Genomic DNA, 19,145 nt, shown 5'->3' with positions numbered 1-19,145 from the left:
TGGATAGTTCGCTTTTCAGAGAGTTAACACCTGCGCCTTTTCGGGCACAGGTGGTGAGAACGTTTGTGTTACTTGTTGACCGGTGAATCTGCTGCCATCAACAGGGCCATGACGTCTTTCAACTGGGTTTCAGTCAGAATGCCCTCAGCGCCGAAACGTGGCATGTTGGAACATGCATTGTAAGCATGTGAATTCCAGATTTTCGCCCAGGTGTACTTCATGATTTCTTCAGAATTGCCACGCAACTTGCCGTACTGGTACAAGGAAGGACCGATATTGCCGTACGACAGTTCTTGTGGCGCAAGCTGATGACAGGCATAACAGTTGCCCCCTGCCGCTGTGCCTTCTTTGTCCGAAAACTGAAAGCCCACGCCGGTTTGGGCTATTTTCTCGCCCGCCTTCCAATCGCCAAGGTACTTGCCGTCCGCAGGATATTTCACAGCAGCCAAGGCAGCATTTTGCAACTCGGTGCGCTTGGCATCAGGCAAACCACCAGGTGCCGTTTCAGCCAGTGAACAGGCTTTCTGCAACTCGGTTTGGTTCACGCGTTCAAGCTTGGCAATGCCTTTGTCTTTGAACGAAGCCAGCAATAGCTGATTGATTTCTTCATTGGTAGGTTCAGCCACCACGGGTTTGCTGTCCGTGTTTGCACAGGCGGCCAACAAGGCGACCAACAACAGGCCAGTTGAGTATTTAATGGTGCGAAGCATGTTTGTTCTCCTTGTTGTTAGCGCTTAAGCGATGTGGCCTGCATGGTACCGCCCTCGGCTTTCACACCCAGGAAAGTGATCAGGTCGATCGACGCTTGCGAGCCATACTTCAACTCGGGGAAACGTTGCTGACGGAAGCAGTCGTACATGCGCCATTGCATGGAGCGAACAGCACCCTGTGAAACACGATAAGCAGGCCAGGCCGCGAATGCGGCTTGGGCAGGTTCAGGCTTGGTCAGGTTAGGCAAGCCTTGCAGACGAATCCGTTGATCGTCTGTGGCGTGGCAACTTGCACATGAAAAATCATAAGGGCCTGCGCGGTAGAAGAAGATTTTCTCGCCACGAGCACGCGATGCCTTTTCCTCGGGATGACCTTGCGGCACCTTGATGGTGGCGCCACGCGATTGCGCGTAAATGTAGGCCACCAGTGACTCCAATTCAGTGGGCTTTTCACCGGCACTTGAGTAAGGTTTCTTGGTGACTTCAGCAACGTCTCGCCCTTGCAGAGTCACCATGCAGTGAACCAGCCGGGTTTCTACATCCATCACTTTGCCCGTGTCGCTGAAAAAGCGTGGCATGGTGGCCACTGCGCCCTCAAGCTTGCCAGGGCCTGCGCCCAAGTCACATTGCTCAAGCGATGCATTTTTGGGACCTTGCGGCTTTTTCCAAATGTCTTCGCCACGCAACTCGACCAATTCGGCTGGGTTGCCATCGGCCAGCATGTCACGGTATTCCTGAATGCCCTGCTCGGTTGTTTTCTGAGCATGTGCATTCATGGTGATGGATGCCAATACACTGGCACCCGCGAGGGTCACAGCGGCTAGCTTGGCCGCTGTTTTTGCTGTTTGCCTCATCTCACACCCCTTCTTATGGTTATGAATTAATTGGAGATTACGCCACTTTCGTTTTGTCGGTGCGGGAATCACCCTTGTTGTCTGTCCATGTTACTTCGACTGTATCACCAGCCTTTCCACCCTTGAAAGAAAAGGAAAGGAAGGGATTCTTGGACACTGCCGGGCCCCAGTTGGCCTGCAACACCACCTTGTCATTGCACTTTGCGGTGACGTTCTGGATAAACCAGGCCGGCACCAAGCTGCCATCGGAAGCTTTGCGCTGACCAGTTTCCATTTCATGCGCCATCAATACTTTCACTTCAACTTCGTCGCCATTGGCTTTGGCGCGAATTTTCATTGGATCACCCATGTTTTTCTCCTGAATTTTTAATTAACCGCCGCAACCACCGAGGGTCACCTTGACCTCTTTCTTGGCAAAGTAGTACTTGCCATCGGCTTTCACGAGCGCGTAAACATCACTTGATTTACCCATTTTCACGCGGGTGTTCACCTTCGCATCTGTGCCGGCCGGGATCATGAATTGGGCAGACAACATGGATGGGTTGTTGGCAACCAGCAAAGCCACTTCTGTGGTGTTTTTCAACTTGCTGTCAGCACCAACCGGAACCACTGCGCCGTTTTCAGCGATGTCAGGAGCGATCACTGTGATGTCTTTGCTCTCTGTGGGCATGCCCGCGCCAAGTGCTTTCATCAGCTCGTCCATTGACTTCGCGTTGAACGCTTTGTCGGGGTAACCGGCTGCTGCAAATACTTCATTGGGTTTGATCAATCCGGCGGCAACTGCCAAGCCCAATACTGTCAGGCCAGAAGAGGCCTTCAGCATGGTGCGTCTGTTTTGGTTCATTGAGTAACTCCTCCTTAAAATTCAATCAAATCACTTCTGCTTGGACAAAAACCAGTCAGAAAGTGCATTTATGTCTTCATCGGCCAAATGCGCTTGAGCGGGCATGGGCATGTCACCCCAAACACCACTGCTGCCTGCCTTGATTTTACCGGCAAGATACGCTTTTGCATCCGCTTTGCCAGCGTACTTGTTCGCCACCGCCACCACCGATGGGCCCAACTTTTTGTTGTCAATGCCGTGGCAGGCGACACATCCGTTTGCACTGAACAACGTTTCCCCACTGTTCATGCTGAGCTTTGGCACTGCCGGTTTGTCACCCGCCGAAGCCACGGTAACCACGCCACGCACGGGACCTACCAGGCGGTTCTGATCGATCAAATTGCCATGCGCATCGCGTGCGTAATCAGGCAAAAAAGAAATGACTTTTGCGTCAGGTTTGCAGTTTGACATGCAACGCGCCTCTTTCACATCGGGTTTACCCGATGGCAACCACATGCCGTGCTTGGTTTGCATGCCGTTGCGGTTGGGCAGCTTGGCTTGAGTTTCAGCCATGTTCTTGTCGCTCAGAACAAAGTCGTCGCCCACAACGCCACCCATGTTCAGAATGTAAGCGGTCACTGCATAAACTTCCTCTGTGCTCAGGCTTTTCGGTGCGGTCCATGGCATGGCACGGTTGATGTAGTCCCACAAAGTCGACAATGTGGGTACTTTCATCAAGGTGGTGCGCTGAGGAGAAGAACCGTCCTTCAACGATTGCACGCGCCCTTTTTTGATGTCTTCAGCCGTGGTACCGCCCACTATCGGCGTGAACACTTCATTGCTTTCACCAAACACGCCATGGCAAGAAGCGCACTGGGCTTCCCACACCTCCATACCCTTGGCCACGCTGCCGCTGCCTTTGGGCAAACCCACAAAATCTGGGCGAACATCAATGTCCCATGCTTTGACTTCATCGGGAGTGGCCAAGCGCCCCAAACCTTCGAAAGCCTGGGCTGCACCTGCTGTCCAAAGCAGCGAACACAGAAGTACCGCCATTGCGGTATTGCTAAGCAAACCGGTTAATTTAATCCTGTTTTCCATCTTGCTCATGTTTACCCCACGTGCACGTTGTGCACTTCACCAGCGGCATCCAGGCGCCAGCTTTGAATTGCGTTGTTGTGGTAAATGCTCTTGTCATCGCGCTTTTCACGAAGTGTTCGGTAGCTGGGCTGCACATAGCCTGTGCTGTCCACCGCCCTGCTTTGCAGCAAGGCCTCGCCTTTGCCGTCCCAAACCCAAGGCAGGTTGAAACGGGTCAGCGATTTGTCATGAACGGGGCCTTGCAGTTTGGCTGTTTTCCAGCTCTTTCCGCCGTCGGTCGATACGTCGACGGCTGTAATTTTCCCTCTGCCACTCCAGGCCAGCCCTGTAATGTTGTAAAAACCAGGGCTGAGTAATTTTTGACCGCCCGATGGTGTGGTGATCACTGATTTGCATTCTTGAATGGAGGTGTACTGACGGTGTGTGCCGTCGGGCATCAAGTCGACGTAATGAATGGCTTCGTCTTTGGTGCCGTAGGGTTTGTCACCCACCTCAATTCGGCGAAGGTACTTTACCCAGCTTACGCCTTGCACACCCGGCACCACCAAACGCAAGGGGTAGCCATTTTCGGGTCGCAGCATTTCACCATTTTGACCGTAGGCCAACAGCACTTCGCCGCTTTCTACTAACTCCATGGGAATAGTGCGGGTCATGGATGAACCATCGGCACCTTCGGCCAGAATGAAGCGACCCTTCTTCAGGTCAACACCGCAATACTCCAGTACTTTGATCAATGGCACGCCAGTGAACTCGGAGCAACTCAACATGCCATGGGTGTACTGAACGGTTGGCACCGCTACATTGGCCCACTCCATGCCAGAATTGGCGCCGCACTCAATGAAATGAACGCGGGAAACAGATTCCATGCGCATGAGTTCATCCACGGTGAACACCATTTCCTTTTTCACCAGGCCGTTGATCATCAAGCGGTGCTGGGTGGGGTCAATGTCCCACCAACCCTGGTGGTGACGCTCGAAGTGCAGACCCGATGGTGTGATGACTCCGAACAATCCCTGCAAAGGGCAAAACGAGACCGATGAACCACCCACGCGGGTCAATCCTGGTGATTCCCTGCGCTGCAGGTTTTTTTCGTATTGTGAAGGCATGCCATAGGGCATGGTGGCAACGGGTTGACCCAGGCCCTTGCTGTGCGCTGGCAAATTCAGAATGGCGGGATCACCCTGCGCCGCCTGCGCCAAACGAGGTGAAGCCACTATGGCACTTGCCGCACTGCCGGCAACGGCCGCAGCAAATGCTTTCTTGAAGAAGCTGCGGCGATCGGTGTCGCTGGCACGGTTTACAAAAGCGATGTCGTTGCGGCTAACGAAATTTTCCGGGGCACGCCGAATTTGGCCCAAGGGGGTGTCTGAGGGAATGTCGAACGACACAAATGTCTCCTGGATATGACTATTATTGCTGCATTGCGTCACTATATGCGCATATGCTCATATCTAGAATTTACCCTCTAAATTCAACTTGCGCAAGCAATTTGCACCTAGGGTTTCTTCTTAGTCTTTTGTTCGGTCTTTTGTTTTCTAAGACTGTCGTGGTCTATTTTGTAGTCGGGTTTGGAGATACCCTGGCTGGTGGGATCTGTAGGCAACACATTGTGAACAGCCTGAGCACCTACCTTGGCCACAAGGCGCACAGTGTCGTAGGCTGAATGGGTTATTTTCTTCTCGACCATGTGCACGGCCGATGAAATTGGCGCGATCGGGCGAATTTTTTTCAGCACGGAGAACGGAATGTCTGCAATTCGGCGATGCACGCCTTCAACCTGACGCGTGCCTTCGTCGAGCGTGGCGGATACCAAGTCAACGATGCCGCGCAAATGCGGTTCAAGTGACTTTTTTCGGGACATACAAACCTCTTTGGGCCTTGATTGTTGTTGATCGAATTCTAGAAGAGATTCGAATTCAGCGGTAGGCAAACCATTCCACTGTAAAATACCCAAATTCAGAGACAGATTCAAACATTGTGGCAATCATTATTTACGATCTGGAGTGTGAATACTCCCACCGTTTCGAAGGTTGGTTTCGGTCCAACGAGGATTTCGATGACCAACGCGAACAAAAACTGCTGACCTGCCCTGAGTGTGGCACATCTGCCATTCGCAAAGTACCTTCCAAGATCAACATTGGCGGCAAAGCCCATACTGAGTCTAAGGTTAGCGAAGCACAGGGCGCAGGGGTACCTGCAGCACCCACAGTACAAAAGCCAAATTCAGTGGATGTAGCCACCGCCTTTGTCATGGCTCGTCAGGCCATTCAGGCCTTGATTAACCACTCGGAAGATGTGGGCGACCGCTTTGCCGAGGAGGCTCGAAAAATTCATTATGAAGAGGCCCCCATTCGTGCCATACGCGGACAGGCCAGCCCTGAGGAATTTGAAGAACTGCGCGACGAGGGTATTGAAGTGATTGCGCTGCCCGTGCTTCCGAGTGAAGAGGAATTGAACTGATTCAAGCGGCTCGAGGTGCCGCTTATTTCACGCGGCGCTTTTCGAGTTTGCGGGCCAGCGTGCGGCGATGCATACCCAGCCGGCGCGCTGTTTCTGAAATATTGAAATCTGTTTCCACCAGCACCTCGTGAATGCGTTCCCATTCCAGGTTTTTGATCGATGTTGTGCGGTTCGTAAGTTCGACCGGCTCACTGCCCGCCACATGGCCGAAAGCGGCCTCAATATCGTCGGTGTTGGAGGGCTTCGCCAAATACTGGCACGCCCCAAGTTTAATCGCTTCCACTGCAGTGTTAATACTCGCAAAACCAGTCAACACCACAATCAACATGGTCGGGTTGTGTTCGTGCAGCGCCTGAACGCAATTCAGGCCTGACGAATTACCGCTGAGCTTCAGGTCAACCACCGCGTGCGTTGGCGTTTGTTTCAAAAGCACATCCTGCATTTCTTCCTGGCTACTGGCATGAAGTACTTTGTAATCACGCCGCTCAAAAGAACGCTTCAAAACGCGGGCAAATGCCTCGTCGTCTTCAACCAGCAACAAAAGCCTTTCCATACTGCTACCTTGGCTCATGGCTATTTGTTCTCCTGCAAAATCATGGCGTTTAGCGGCAGTGCAATCACCACTTCGGCACCGCCCTCTTTACGATTGTTCACTGTCAGCGTGCCGCCCAATGTGCGCGCCACATTCAAGACCAGGAAAAGCCCGAGACCACCGCCCGGGCGCCCCTTGCTTGAATTGTAAGGAGTGCCCACCTGCTCAAGAATATCGGCTCTGAAACCTGGGCCTTGGTCAGTCACGGTCAAAAATAACTGATCCCTGATCTTGGACACCTCAAATCGCAACCAGTTCGGCGAGACTTCAAGTGCATTGTCCAACACGTTGAACAGCATTTGCTTCACGGTTGAATCAAAGGCAACGGTGAACTCCTCTTCGATGGTGTTGTTGTATTCAAAGTGTTGGGCTGGGCGGCTACTTTCCCACTCCTCCACCAAGCTTTCAAAGAATTCATTCAGACTGGTTTTTGAAGAAGACTCCCCACGCGTTTCGCCTGCCGACAACAAAATGCCGCTGACAATACTTTTACAGCGAAGCAACTGCCCTTCAATTTCCTCAATTTCCTCCAGCATGGCCGGGTCATTTGAGAATTGGGGCATCCGCTTCCAGTCGCCCAACACCACCGACATGGTGGCCAATGGTGTACCCAGTTCATGTGCAGCGCCACTGGCCAACAGGCCCATGCGCACAATGTGCTCTTCCTCGGCGGCGCGTTGCCGCAGGCTGGCCAATGCGGCATCACCAGCACGCAAGTTACGCCCAATTCGGGTAATGAAGATCACCAACAGGGCCGCATTCAGCACAAAGCAAATGACCAGGCCGGTCGCGTACAGGTCAGCAAGTTTGTACGGGCTATTCAGCGGCCACACCAGCGGCTTGTTGAAAATCGACAAGAAAGCCAGACACAATGTAGTAATGGCCACCACAAGCCAGGTAGACTCGGCCCGCAACAACACCGCACTTAGAATAACCTGCAACAAAAACAGGAATACGAAGGGATTGTTGATACCGCCAGTGAAATAAAGCTGGGCAGTCAGGCTGGCGATGTCCACCAGCATGGCCAAAAACAATTCGCGATTGCTGACCACACGTTCTTCGTGCCAGCGCAGGTGGCTGCCAATATTGAAAGCGATCAGGCATACCATCACGGCCAGCATGTTGAACATCGGCAGCTGTATGCCAAAGCCCCAGGTAGCGACCAATATGGTCGCAATTTGACCACCCACGGCCAGCCAGCGCAGGTGAATCAAATGCAACATGTTTTTGTGGCCGGTTTCGTTCAACACGTTTGTCTCATCAAACGCGCTACTACCTTGCCGAATGGAAACAATGTCGGAATTAATGGCCATTGGAACTCGAATCCTGCTGCTGAACCTGAACAAGCGGGTTTAGGCCAAGGCGACTGACTTGCGATTCAGCCAAACGGTGATACCCGCCACCATCAAGGCCAAAGCATACCAAGTGAAGGCATACACCAAGTGGCTGTTGTGAAACTTGATTACAGTTAATCCATCGACCGGGTAGGTTTTTGGGGTAAACCCCGTGATTTCTTCGCCCAGATTTCTAGGAGTGCCTGCATCGATGAAAAAAGGCGCAACGGTTTGCAGTTCGTGATGTTGCGACAGCGCTTCAATGTCGCGAGAATACCAGCGATTGCCAGCAGGGTCGTTCTCTCGCAAAAATGCGCCACCCGCTTCGCTGATTCGCAACAAGCCACGCACTTCAAACAGACCTTGGGTGTTATCAATCGTCATGGGATCCGCTTCGTTCACGGGAATGTACCCGCGATTAATCCACACAATTTCCCCGTTGGCCTGGCGCAGCGGCGTAAGAAGCCAATGACCAGCCCCCAACACTGTGGTGGCTTGAACGCGGGTGGTGTGCTGGGGTAGCAACTCACCCTGCACTTTCACATTCAGGTATTCATGGGTGTCACGGGCAACAGCAGGCCATTCGGCGGCGGCAGGCGCATTCACGGCTGGCGCATCCACACGGTTTTCAACGCGCTCAATCAAATCGAGTTTGTAATCAAGCCTGTACACCTGCCAGGTGCCAAGTGCCAAAAATACGCTGAAAAAAAAGGCCGCCAGGGCAAAGCCCAGCAGCCTTTTGATTGATCTGGGTGCACGGGCTGAATGGGGCTTTGACACATCATTCATGGTGCACCGAACTCCTTTATTTCAGTTGTTGAATCGACTCAATGGCCTCGTGATTCATGCCCGGCATCATGTTGGTGTTCAGGTGGTACATCACCCAAATTGAACCCACCAGCGTAATCACCACAATAATGAGTGTAAACATCATGGCCAACATGCTCCAGCCACCTTCCGATTTGCTGTTCATGTGCAAGAAGTAAATCATGTGCACCACCATTTGAACAGCACCCAAGCCTAAAATCACCAAGGCCGTGGTGGTTGAACTTTCAAACACACCGCCCATGACCAATGCAAACGGGATGACTGTCAGAATGACTGCCAACACGAAGCCAATGGTGTAATCGCGCATGCTGACATGCACTTCATCCCCATCATCGTGGTGGTCGTGATGGTCATTCACGTTGTTTGGATGCGCGCTCATGGCAATACTCCCATCAAATAGACAAAGGTAAACACGCCGATCCAGATCACATCGAGGAAGTGCCAGAACATGGACAGGCACATGACGCGGCGACGGTTTTCAACAATCAGGCCGTGCTTTTTCAGTTGGAACAACAACACCACCAGCCAGATGATGCCGAAAAATACGTGCAAACCGTGCGTGCCCACCAAAGCGAAGAAGGCGGTCAGGAAACCGCTGGTTTGCGGTGTGGCACCAATGCTGATGAAGTGCCAGAACTCGTAAATTTCAACAGCCAAAAACGCCAGACCAAGCACACCCGTTATGGCCAACCACTGAATGGTTTTCTTCACATTGCGGTTTTGCATGCCAACCATGGCCACGCCGTAAGTGATCGAACTCAGCAACAAAAACGCTGTGTTCAGGGCCACAAGGTTCAAGTCGAAAATTTCTGCGCCGGTGGGGCCACCCGCGTAGTTGCGACCAATGACTGCATAGGTTGCGAACAAACAAGCGAAGATCAAACAGTCGCTCATCAGGTAGATCCAAAAACCCAGCGAAGAGCCATTTTTGGGATGGTGGTCTTTTACGTAATAACGTGCGCTTGGATCAGTGGGTGCATTCATGGCTGTATTCATGGCCGGGTTCATCACTAAGTCAGACATGGGCTTGCTCCAGTTTCGTGCGCGCGGCTTCCGTACGGGCCACTTCATCGGCCTTGATGTAAAAGTCGCGCTTGTAATTGAATGTGTGTGCAATCACGGCAACCACCAAGGCCACGGAGCCGCCTGCCGCCAGCCACCAGATGTGCCACACCAGGGCAAAACCGATCACTGCGCTGATGCCGGCAATCACCACGCCTGCTGCAGTGTTCTTGGGCATGTGAATGTCCACGAAACCTTCCTGTGGGCGCTTGTAGCCGTTCTTTTTCATGTCAGCCCAGGCATCGGTGTCGTACACCACAGGGGTGAACGCAAAGTTGTAGTCTGCAGGTGGGCTTGAAGTGGCCCACTCCAATGTGCGGCCGCCCCAAGGGTCACCGGTGGTGTCGCGCAACTTGGCACGGTCACGGAAGGTGACATAGAACTGCATCAACATGGCAGCAATGCCCACAGCGATCATGGCTGCGCCCAGCGCTGCGATTTGGAACCAGATTTGCAGTGAAGGATCTTCAAACTGACTCATGCGGCGTGTTACACCCATCAGGCCCAATACGTACAGGGGCATGAAGGCGAAGTAGAAACCAATAACCCAGAACCAGAACGACACCTTGCCCCAGAACTCATCCAGTTTCACGCCAATGGCCTTGGGTGCCCAGAAGTTGATGGCGGCAAACAAACCGAACAGCACACCACCAATAATCACGTTGTGAAAGTGCGCAATCAGGAACAGGCTGTTGTGCAATACAAAGTCGGCTGGGGGTACGGCCAGCAACACGCCGGTCATGCCGCCGATCACGAAGGTGATCATGAAGGCGATGGTCCACATCATGGGCAGCTCAAAACTGATCTTGCCCTTGTACATGGTGAACAGCCAGTTGAATATTTTCGCACCCGTCGGGATGGAAATAATCATTGTGGTAATACCGAAGAAGGCATTCACGCTGGCCCCGCTACCCATGGTGAAGAAGTGGTGCAACCACACCAGGTAGGAAAGAATGGTAATAACCACGGTGGCGTACACCATGGAGCTGTAACCAAACAAACGCTTGCGGCTGAACGTAGACACCACTTCAGAGAACACACCGAACAGCGGCAAAATCAGGATGTAAACCTCGGGGTGACCCCAAATCCAGATCAGGTTCACGTACATCATGGAGTTGCCACCAAGGTCGTTCGTGAAGAAGTTGGTGCCCAAATAGCGGTCCATGGTCAACATGCCCAACACGGCGGTCAACACAGGGAAAGCGGCAACAATCAACACGTTGGCACACAGAGAAGTCCAGGTGAAAATCGGCATTTTCATCATGGTCATGCCGGGGGCGCGCATCTTGATCACGGTCACGATCAAGTTCACACCCGAAAGCAAAGTACCCACCCCTGCAATTTGTAGCGCCCAGATGTAGTAATCAACCCCCACATACGGACTTTGCAACACACCCGACAACGGTGGGTAAGCCAGCCAGCCGGTCATGGCAAATTCGCCCACGAACAGGGACGCCATGATCAGCGCTGCACCCATGGCTGTCATCCAGAAGCTGAAGTTGTTCAGGAACGGAAACGCCACATCGCGTGCGCCAATTTGCAAAGGAATCAGGTAGTTCATCAGGCCGGTGATCAAAGGCATGGCCACGAAGAAAATCATGATCACGCCGTGGGCCGTGAAAATTTGATCGTAGTGGTGCGGCGGCAAGAAACCTTCATTGCCGTTGAAGGCAATGGCCTGTTGGGCACGCATCATGATCGCATCGGCAAAGCCACGCATCATCATGACCAGGCCCAACACCATGTACATGATGCCGATCTTCTTGTGGTCAATGCTGGTGAACCAGTCGTTCCACAAAGTACCCCACAAGCGATATTTGTGAATCATGGCCAGTAGCCCGATACCCAGAATCATCGCCACGGCCAACGTACCCATGATGATTGGGTCGTAGTATGGGATTGCGTTCAGTGTTAGCCGCCCGAATATCGGGCTTGTTTCAATTGGATACTGAGTCATAGCCATTCTTCTTGGATGAAGTGATGAGTGGATTTGCGTCGTCGGTCGGAATGCGGCACATGGCTTCTTCGATCAAAATTGCCAGTTCGTCAGGCGACAAATCAGTTCGATTGCGCATGGAGTCCGCCATCATTTGAGTGTCCATACACACAGTGCCTTCAACCACGCATCGGTTGACAATGGCGTGGAACAGTTCGGGTTCCACTGTGGCGAAACGCTCGACAGGGTGCTTCGTACTGGGTTTTTCCAGTTCAAGGTAAGCAGCGCGGTCTAGTTCTTTTCCGTACGATTTGTTGCGTGCAACCCAGTTGTCAAACTCTTCCTGGCTTACACCGTTGTACTTAAAGCGCATGTGGGAAAACCCGGCGCCGCTGTAGTTCGCAGAGAAACCTTCCCAACTGCCTTTTTCATTAATCACAGCGTTCAAAGTGGTTTCCATACCTGCCATGGAGTAAATTTGGCCAGCCAGCGCAGGAATGTAGAAAGAATTCATCACGGTGCTGGAGGTGATCTTGAAGCGCACTGGCACGTTAACCGGTGTCACCAGTTCATTCACGGTCGCAATGCCTTGCTCGGGGTAAATGAACAGCCACTTCCAGTCCAGTGACACCACCTGAACCACCAATGGCTTGTGATCTGCAGGCAAAGGTGTGCTTGCGTTGATGCGGTCAAGCGGGCGGTATGGGTCAAGCTTGTGAGTGCTTACCCAGGTCACCAAGCCCAACACAATGATAATCAGCAGCGGCGCGCCCCAAATTACCAGTTCCAGCTTGGTGGAGTGGTCCCATTCAGGATCGTACTCAGCCTGCGTGTTGGCCTGGCGATACTTCCAAGCGAAGAAGCAGGTCAGGAAAATCACCGGCACAATGATGATCAACATCAACACGGTCGACAACACGATCAAATCGGCCTGTTGAGAAGCGATATCTCCCTTGGGATTCATCACAATGGTGTTACATCCTGCAAGCAGGAGAAGCGGCACCAACAAAAGACTTCGTTTCAGTGGCTTGAACATAATACCCAGCACGGTTAGGAATTGATTTCATGCTAATTTACTGACATGGGGTGTCGCTGGGCATTGGACATATTGTCCCAGCCAGCAGATTTCACTTTCAACCCATTGAAAATAAAAATAATATTCAAGCAAGCAAAGATTCGAGGAGAAGTTCAAATGTCCGGCACAAGTACAATTCACGCGGAACAAGGCGTCACACCGGGCCATCACGGCAGCAACAGCAATGTGTCCCCAGGCGAAATCGCCATCGGGGTGGTCATCGGACGCGCATCCGAATATTTCGACTTTTTTGTGTATGCGATTGCGTCAGTACTGGTGTTCCCAAAGGTGTTTTTTCCCTTTGAAGACCCCCTGACCGCAACCCTGTATTCATTTATTATTTTCTCGTTTGCGTTCATCGCTCGCCCGGTCGGTACCGTCGCGTTGATGATGGTGCAACAAAAGTTTGGACGTGAAACCAAACTGACCGTGGCCCTTTTCATGTTGGGTATTTCTACAGCCGGCATCGCCTTCCTGCCCACATACGCATCACTGGGTGTTGCTTCCATCGTGTTGTTGTCGGTACTGCGGATTGGTCAAGGGCTCGCTTTCGGCGGTTCATGGGATGGTTTGCCATCGCTTTTGGCCTTGAATGCGCCTGAAAACAAACGTGGTTGGTACGCCATGCTGGGCCAGTTGGGTGCTCCTTTGGGATTCGTGATCGCAGCAGGCTTGTTCGCTTACCTGTTGTCTGCATTGTCCAGCGCTGATTTCCTTGACTGGGGCTGGCGCTATCCCTTCTATGTGGCTTTTGCTATTAACGTGGTGGCTTTGTTTGCCCGCCTGCGCTTGGTGGCCACAACCGAATACGCTCGCCTGCTGGAGGAACGCGAACTTCAACCCGTGAAGGTCACTGAAATTGTAGGCTCGCAAGGTCACAACATTTTGGTGGGTGCTTTGGCTGCCTTGGCCAGCTATGCGCTATTTCACGTGGTGACTGTGTTTCCGCTGTCCTGGATTGTGCTGCATTCCGAGCGGTCCATACCAGAATTCCTGGTGATTCAAATTGCAGGCGCAGTGCTTGCAGCTGGCTCGGTGGTGTTGAGTGGCCTGATCGCTGACAAGCTGGGGCGCCGTAACACCTTGGGTTTCTTCGCGATCCTGATTGCTCTATTCAGCTTCTTTGTGCCTTCCATGATGGACGGTGGCGACACCGGCCAAACCGTTTTTATCCTGATCGGTTTCGTGCTGCTGGGGCTTTCCTACGGGCAAGCCGCTGGTGCGGTGACCGCCAACTTCAAAGCCAAGTACCGTTACATGGGTGCTGCGCTGACATCCGACCTGGCCTGGCTGGTTGGAGCGGGCTTCGCGCCCCTGGTTGCTTTGGGTCTGGCCGCACATTTCGGACTGGAGTATGTAAGCCTGTACCTGCTTTCAGGCGCGGTGGGTTCGCTGGCTGCGCTTAGCCTGAACCGTGCATTGGAACTGAAAGATTAAGGTTGAATATGTTGTTTAACACGCAATACCCGCTTGTGCAGGCGCCCATGGCGGGTGTGCAGACCAGTGCGCTGTGCATTGCAGTCAGCAATGCCGGCGGCCTGGGCTCCCTGCCCTGCGCCATGCTCACTACAAGTCAGCTTCGCACTGAACTTCAGGCCATTGCAGAAGGCACCACTCAGAAAGGCAATGCGAAGCCTTACAACGTGAATTTCTTCGCCCACACACCACCGGAAATCGACCCCACGCGCAACCAGAAATGGAAAAATGCACTGGCGCCGTATTACGCTGAGTTGGGTTTAAACATTGACGAATTTCCCAGCGGTCAGGGCCGAACTCCATTCAATGATGAATCGGCTGAACTGCTTGAGGAGTTCAAGCCTCCCTATGTCAGCTTTCATTTCGGTTTGCCAAAACCTGAATTGCTGAAGCGCGTGAAAGCCATGGGTGCGCAAATCATTTCATCGGCCACCACCGTGGAAGAGGCGCTATGGCTTCAGGCCAATGGCTGCGATTTCATCATTGCCCAAGGGCTGGAGGCTGGCGGGCACCGCGGACACTTTCTGAATCATGATTTAAATCTGCAAATGGGTACCTTTGCGCTGCTACCGCAAATTGTGAAAGCAGTGAATGTGCCGGTCATCGCGGCGGGCGGTATTTCCAATGCGAAGGGCGTGGCTGCGGCCATGGCCCTGGGTGCCAGCGCAGTGCAAGTGGGCACAGCTTATCTGTTGGCAACGGAATGCAGCACCAGTGCCATTCACCGCAAAGCATTGCAAAGTGAAGCTGCACGCCACACTGCACTGACCAACCTGTTCAGTGGCAGGCCAGCACGCGGCATTGTGAACCGGGTAATGCGAGAACTCGGTGCGCTTTCAGAATTTCCACCCGAATTTCCTTTGGCCACACCTGGCATTGCACCATTGCGGGCCAAGGCGGAAAGCATGGGCTCAGGCGACTTCTCGCCGCTGTGGGCCGGGCAGAATGCCAGCGACTGCGTACCGGCCAGCGCCAGGGACATTACTGACATGTTGATACCAGGTTTTCAGCACTGAATTTGAACAATAAGTACTGAATCCAACAGGGGTTTTTGTAAGTAGAAGGTGTATATACATTAGAAAAATACACCGCGAGACATGCAACACCCAAAGTCCCAACAATCACCCTATCCGGGCAAACGCGCCCTGATATTTGTCATACTGGCCCTATGCGCACTTGTGGCTGGTTTTTTTGTTTTCCAGCAGAGCACACAAGACAAGAAACCAGCCATCGACCCGATCGACTCGGGTTTTGCGCGCAGCATGTTATTGCACCATGCCCAAGCCATTCAAATGTCAATGATGATGCGCGACGCCGCATCGCCTGAAATTCAGGCATTGGCCCAATCCATCATCATGAAACAGACCCGTGAAATGGGTGTGATGGAAGGCTGGCTGACCGCCTGGAACGAACCCGTAATGCTGGCCGGCCCGCCCATGGCGTGGGTCGAAAACGCCACCAATGTTCGCCACCTGGACGATCAGCTTTACCAGGCCCAATGCAAAGCTGATGGCGGTGCCATGGCTGGCGTGGCCACACCCGAACAACTTGAAGAACTGAAGAACGCCACAGGTACCGAGAAAGAGATTATTTTTCTTGAGCTGATGCTGGCCCACCACCGTGCAGCCATTCCCATGGCCTGGTTTGCAAACCGAAACGGTGAGGCAAGCCTGGTAAAGGCTTTGGCCAGTGCCATGATTCGCGAACAGGGCATGGAAATTGGCTGGATCCAATTGAAACTACAACAACTCAAAAAATCCTGAACCGGAGACACTCTAGATCATGTTGAAACAATCCTCACCTCTGGTTCTCACCGCCCTGCTTCTGCCCACACTGATTGCGGGTTGCCTGGGTAGTTCCGACAGCAGCAATTCTTTCAGCGGCGCGCGAACAAATCCCTCTCAAGTGGTCGATGGTTTGAATATTACTGCAACACCTCAAGGACGCTGTGGCCCGGGCTCGCGCCCTGAAACAGGGATGCAAGGCCGTGTGTCACAAGCCGATCACGATGCTGGTTTGGCAGCTGCAGGTTTTGCCTGCAACACACAGATGGTGGGTTCATTCGCACCCGAACGCGTTATTGGCACCGTAGGTGGCTTCAAGGTAGAACGCTACCGCGACAAAGCGGGGCGCGACTGCGCGTTTGCTGACAGCACCTTGCTGTTTCCCACCAACATTCTTGACCTTGAACTGGGCGTGAATGTGTTCGACATGAGCGACCCCACCAAGCCAGTTCGCACTGCGCGGCTAATCACGCCTGCCATGCTGTCACCCCATGAATCACTGGTGGTTAGTCAGGAAGGTGGTGTGCTGGCCGCTGTATTGGGCAACCCGGCATTTGGCCCCGGCATTGTGGATATTTACGATGTGTCGGAAGACTGTCGCAACCCGGTGTTGAAATCATCAACACCGCTGGGTTTGTTTGGACATGAAAGCGGCATTTCTCCCGACGGTAAAACATTCTTCTCGGGCTCACCTTCTACTTCCACGTTGGTGGCGCTTGATATTTCCAACCCAAGCCTGCCGCGCCCCCTTTGGGCCGGCCAATATTCATCGCATGGCTTGTCCATCAGCCCTGATGGCAACCGCGCTTATGTGGCCAGCATTGGCGACCCTGCAGGTATGTTGATTCTGGACATTTCTGAAATTCAGGCCCGCAAAGCCAACCCGCAGGTGCGCGAAATTTCCCGAGTAAGCTGGGACACTGTGACCATTCCACAAAACGCCATTCCCTTCACACGCAATGGCAAACAGTATGTGATGGAAATTGATGAATACTCGGGCGGCAACAGTGGCCCCCTTCCTGTCGGTATTCATGGTCCCAACGTGGGTGCAGCACGCATTATCGACATTTCAGATGAAACGAAGCCCAAAGTAATTTCCAACCTGCGACTGGATGTGCACAACATTGCCAACCGTGAGGAAATTGCCAGCGACCCGGGGGCTCAAAACCCCACAGGTGGCTATGCGGGGCACTACTGCAATATCCCCACCCGCGTGGACCCCACCATTGTGGCTTGCAGCATGATTTTGTCAGGCCTTCGGATTTTTGACATTCGCGACCCGGCCAACCCGGTTGAAGTGGCCTACTTCAACGCACCAGTGAAGCCACGTGTGCTAACGTTGCCCGCACCGGCGAGCAACTGGGCCATGTCCAGCCCTGCATTTGTGCCGGAACGAAAAGAAATCTGGTACACCGATGGCTACCAGGGCTTTTATGTGGTCAAGGTAACGAACAATGCCTGGAAATAAAAAACAACTGGAAACAATGCAAATGAATTTTGAGTATTTGACCCTGAATGTGGCCGAACGCGTGGCCACTGTCACGATTAACCGCCCCGACAAAGGCAATGCGCTTGCGCCCGATGTACTGGAAGAAGTAACACACATGTTCAACACGCTGGGTGCGCGGCAAGACGTGAACGTGATTGTGTTCACTGGCGGCGAGCGCTACTTTTCAGCAGGGTTCGATTTGAATGAAATTCGCAAACTGGAGAAGGTGAGCAACGAGGCCTACACCGCCCTGTTCCACCGCGCTTACCGCGCGATTCTGTTTTGCGAACAACCTGTCATTTGTGCCGTGGGAGGTGCCGCCATTGCGGGTGGTTTTGATTTGACAATGATGTGTGACATTCGCTACGCCTCCACACGCGCCAAGTTTGGCCAGCGTGAAATTGTGCTGTCGCTGACCCCGATTATGGACCCGCTGTGGCGCATCATTGGCATGGGTCGCGCCAAGGAAGTGGCGTTGACTGGCCGCATTTACGATGCTGCAGAAGCGGAGCGCATGGGCTATGTCAGCAAGGTATTTCCTGAAGGTGAATTGCTGACTTCGGTTGCCCAAATTGCACGCGATATGGCGCAATACGACCGTGCCTGTTTGGCTGAAACCAAGCGACTGTCGAATGTGGTGTTGAACCAAGATCTGGACATGTCCATGCGCACTCAGGAATGGCTGTTCAGAAGTTACATTGGTTCCGAAGACAACCACCAGCGCATTGATGCGCTGCAAGCACAATTGGCTGCAGCTCGAAAAGCAAAAGGCTGAGTCTGATTCAGAGATAGCACGCAAACTCCACGGGGTCATGCGCGCAAAACAGCTCAACTTCATCGCCACTGCTTTTGACCAACTCACGCAAACGTGCCTGTGTGGCCACCCGCTCTGCCGGTAATGTTTGCACCAGTTTTTCAAAAAAGGCCACGCCTGCAGGCATGGGGTCTTCATGTTTCAAAGCCACTTCACTGCGATGAAAGTAAGCATCACCGCAATGCAAAATCCACTTGTTGCCGTTCTTCACCGCCACGCCCACATGCCCGCGCGTGTGCCCAATCAACGGCACCATCAGTAATTCAATACCCGCTATGGGTCGAATGGCCTGAAAACCAAACCAGGTTTCAGTGGGTTTGTCGTGAATGGTCCATTTGGGTTGGTGTTCAAACTGCGCTTTCCTGAAGCGCAAGGAATCACGCAGGCTTGGCTTGATTGCATGGCGATGCTCAGGCTCGAACACATGCACTTGCGCACCGGGAAAATCACTCAAGCCCCCAGCATGATCCAGATCAAGGTGAGTGGGCACAATGTGCTTCACATCACTGACTTTGAACCCAAGGTTCTTCACTTGCTCAATCGCAGTTTCTTCCATGCGCAGCTGAGGAGCCAGCATGGCTACAAAGCCAGCACCCAAACGCCGTTTAGGTTCCAGCACATCACCTGTACCTAAACCGGTATCAACCAAAATCACACCCTGCTCGCTCTCGACCAGCAAACAATGGCACACCATATTCGCCCGTTCAAAAAAACCACCACTGCCATTGATCAATCGCTTGCAGATTGGGCACATGGTGCCGCAATTCATGTGGTGAATTTTCATGAGTCAAGTTCCGTGTTGTTGTG

General features: G+C 52.9%; 21 protein-coding genes. 6 read left to right on the top strand and 15 right to left on the bottom strand.

All coding sequences use genetic code 11. The annotated features are described in order from the left end of the window. Positions 1 to 68: 68 nt before the first annotated feature. The 7 genes from soxX to B4N58_RS00210 all read right to left on the bottom strand — a co-directional run bounded on the left by soxX (position 69) and on the right by B4N58_RS00210 (position 5,349). Entirely contained in the window at positions 69 to 710 is a 642-nt protein-coding gene (gene soxX, locus B4N58_RS00240; protein ID WP_291744795.1) for a sulfur oxidation c-type cytochrome SoxX, read from the bottom strand. A gap of 17 nt (positions 711 to 727) precedes the next feature. After that, on the bottom strand, positions 728 to 1,564 hold the full coding sequence (gene soxA, locus B4N58_RS00235) for a sulfur oxidation c-type cytochrome SoxA (RefSeq protein ID WP_008250054.1): 837 nt from the start codon (positions 1,562 to 1,564) through the stop codon (positions 728 to 730). A 37-nt stretch (positions 1,565 to 1,601) separates the two neighbouring features. Beyond that, positions 1,602 to 1,913 carry a thiosulfate oxidation carrier complex protein SoxZ gene (soxZ, locus tag B4N58_RS00230; protein WP_008250053.1) on the bottom strand — a complete coding sequence of 104 codons (312 nt, stop codon included), beginning with the start codon at positions 1,911 to 1,913 and terminating at the stop codon, positions 1,602 to 1,604. A gap of 21 nt (positions 1,914 to 1,934) precedes the next feature. Continuing rightward, on the bottom strand, positions 1,935 to 2,408 hold the full coding sequence (soxY, locus tag B4N58_RS00225; protein ID WP_008250052.1) for a thiosulfate oxidation carrier protein SoxY: 474 nt from the start codon (positions 2,406 to 2,408) through the stop codon (positions 1,935 to 1,937). Between the two features lie 30 nt (positions 2,409 to 2,438). Then, entirely contained in the window at positions 2,439 to 3,497 is a 1,059-nt protein-coding gene (locus B4N58_RS00220) for a c-type cytochrome (RefSeq protein ID WP_414673832.1), read from the bottom strand. A 2-nt stretch (positions 3,498 to 3,499) separates the two neighbouring features. Beyond that, on the bottom strand, positions 3,500 to 4,876 hold the full coding sequence (gene soxC, locus B4N58_RS00215) for a sulfite dehydrogenase (protein ID WP_291744791.1): 1,377 nt from the start codon (positions 4,874 to 4,876) through the stop codon (positions 3,500 to 3,502). A 107-nt stretch (positions 4,877 to 4,983) separates the two neighbouring features. Next, complete coding sequence (locus tag B4N58_RS00210; RefSeq protein ID WP_156799594.1) at positions 4,984 to 5,349, bottom strand: hypothetical protein; 366 nt, start codon at positions 5,347 to 5,349, stop codon at positions 4,984 to 4,986. A 122-nt stretch (positions 5,350 to 5,471) separates the two neighbouring features. Between B4N58_RS00210 and B4N58_RS00205 the strand changes: the two genes are divergently transcribed. Then, positions 5,472 to 5,948, top strand: a complete 477-nt coding sequence (locus B4N58_RS00205; RefSeq protein WP_040512899.1) for a DUF1178 family protein — start codon at positions 5,472 to 5,474, stop codon at positions 5,946 to 5,948. A gap of 22 nt (positions 5,949 to 5,970) precedes the next feature. Here B4N58_RS00205 and B4N58_RS00200 read toward each other — a convergent pair whose 3' ends face one another. The 7 genes from B4N58_RS00200 to cyoA are packed head-to-tail and all read right to left on the bottom strand — an operon-like array spanning position 5,971 to position 12,736. Next, on the bottom strand, positions 5,971 to 6,519 hold the full coding sequence (locus tag B4N58_RS00200; RefSeq protein ID WP_008250047.1) for a response regulator transcription factor: 549 nt from the start codon (positions 6,517 to 6,519) through the stop codon (positions 5,971 to 5,973). A gap of 2 nt (positions 6,520 to 6,521) precedes the next feature. After that, positions 6,522 to 7,853, bottom strand: a complete 1,332-nt coding sequence (locus tag B4N58_RS00195; protein ID WP_291744785.1) for an ATP-binding protein — start codon at positions 7,851 to 7,853, stop codon at positions 6,522 to 6,524. A gap of 39 nt (positions 7,854 to 7,892) precedes the next feature. Beyond that, positions 7,893 to 8,663 (bottom strand): SURF1 family protein, encoded by a 771-nt coding sequence (locus tag B4N58_RS00190; protein WP_008250045.1) that lies wholly within the window; start codon positions 8,661 to 8,663, stop codon positions 7,893 to 7,895. A gap of 16 nt (positions 8,664 to 8,679) precedes the next feature. Continuing rightward, positions 8,680 to 9,081, bottom strand: coding sequence for a cytochrome o ubiquinol oxidase subunit IV (gene cyoD, locus B4N58_RS00185; RefSeq protein WP_291744783.1), 402 nt, complete (start codon positions 9,079 to 9,081; stop codon positions 8,680 to 8,682). Further along, the gene (gene cyoC / locus B4N58_RS00180) at positions 9,078 to 9,698 is read right to left on the bottom strand and encodes a cytochrome o ubiquinol oxidase subunit III (RefSeq protein WP_291745021.1); all 621 of its coding nucleotides are present in this window, start codon (positions 9,696 to 9,698) and stop codon (positions 9,078 to 9,080) included. Before cyoC ends, cyoD begins: the two co-directional genes overlap by 4 nt. A 19-nt stretch (positions 9,699 to 9,717) precedes the next feature. After that, positions 9,718 to 11,721 (bottom strand): cytochrome o ubiquinol oxidase subunit I, encoded by a 2,004-nt coding sequence (gene cyoB, locus B4N58_RS00175; RefSeq protein ID WP_291744782.1) that lies wholly within the window; start codon positions 11,719 to 11,721, stop codon positions 9,718 to 9,720. After that, entirely contained in the window at positions 11,702 to 12,736 is a 1,035-nt protein-coding gene (gene cyoA / locus B4N58_RS00170; protein WP_291744779.1) for a ubiquinol oxidase subunit II, read from the bottom strand. The genes cyoB and cyoA overlap by 20 nt, the downstream gene beginning before the upstream one ends. A 156-nt stretch (positions 12,737 to 12,892) precedes the next feature. On the opposite strand from cyoA, the gene B4N58_RS00165 reads away from it, so the two are divergent. The 5 genes from B4N58_RS00165 to B4N58_RS00145 all read left to right on the top strand — a co-directional run bounded on the left by B4N58_RS00165 (position 12,893) and on the right by B4N58_RS00145 (position 18,299). After that, a complete protein-coding gene (locus B4N58_RS00165; RefSeq protein ID WP_040512897.1) occupies positions 12,893 to 14,212 on the top strand; it encodes an MFS transporter in 1,320 nt (439 codons plus the stop codon). Positions 14,213 to 14,220: 8 nt separating this feature from the next. Next, positions 14,221 to 15,267 (top strand): NAD(P)H-dependent flavin oxidoreductase, encoded by a 1,047-nt coding sequence (locus B4N58_RS00160; RefSeq protein ID WP_291744775.1) that lies wholly within the window; start codon positions 14,221 to 14,223, stop codon positions 15,265 to 15,267. A gap of 162 nt (positions 15,268 to 15,429) precedes the next feature. Next, entirely contained in the window at positions 15,430 to 16,014 is a 585-nt protein-coding gene (locus B4N58_RS00155; RefSeq protein WP_291744773.1) for a DUF305 domain-containing protein, read from the top strand. Between the two features lie 19 nt (positions 16,015 to 16,033). Continuing rightward, complete coding sequence (locus B4N58_RS00150; RefSeq protein WP_291744771.1) at positions 16,034 to 17,503, top strand: LVIVD repeat-containing protein; 1,470 nt, start codon at positions 16,034 to 16,036, stop codon at positions 17,501 to 17,503. Positions 17,504 to 17,525: 22 nt separating this feature from the next. Beyond that, positions 17,526 to 18,299: an enoyl-CoA hydratase/isomerase family protein gene (locus B4N58_RS00145; RefSeq protein WP_040512895.1), complete on the top strand. Its 774-nt coding sequence runs from the start codon at positions 17,526 to 17,528 to the stop codon at positions 18,297 to 18,299. A 7-nt stretch (positions 18,300 to 18,306) separates the two neighbouring features. Here the strand turns inward: B4N58_RS00145 and B4N58_RS00140 are convergent, their stop codons facing one another. Further along, positions 18,307 to 19,122: an MBL fold metallo-hydrolase gene (locus B4N58_RS00140; RefSeq protein ID WP_291744767.1), complete on the bottom strand. Its 816-nt coding sequence runs from the start codon at positions 19,120 to 19,122 to the stop codon at positions 18,307 to 18,309. Positions 19,123 to 19,145: the final 23 nt, after the last annotated feature.

The organism is Limnobacter sp. UBA3528 (genome assembly GCF_002377005.1).
Taxonomy (GTDB): Bacteria; Pseudomonadota; Gammaproteobacteria; order Burkholderiales; family Burkholderiaceae_B; genus Limnobacter.
This window is presented reverse-complemented; position numbering and strand designations above follow the sequence as displayed.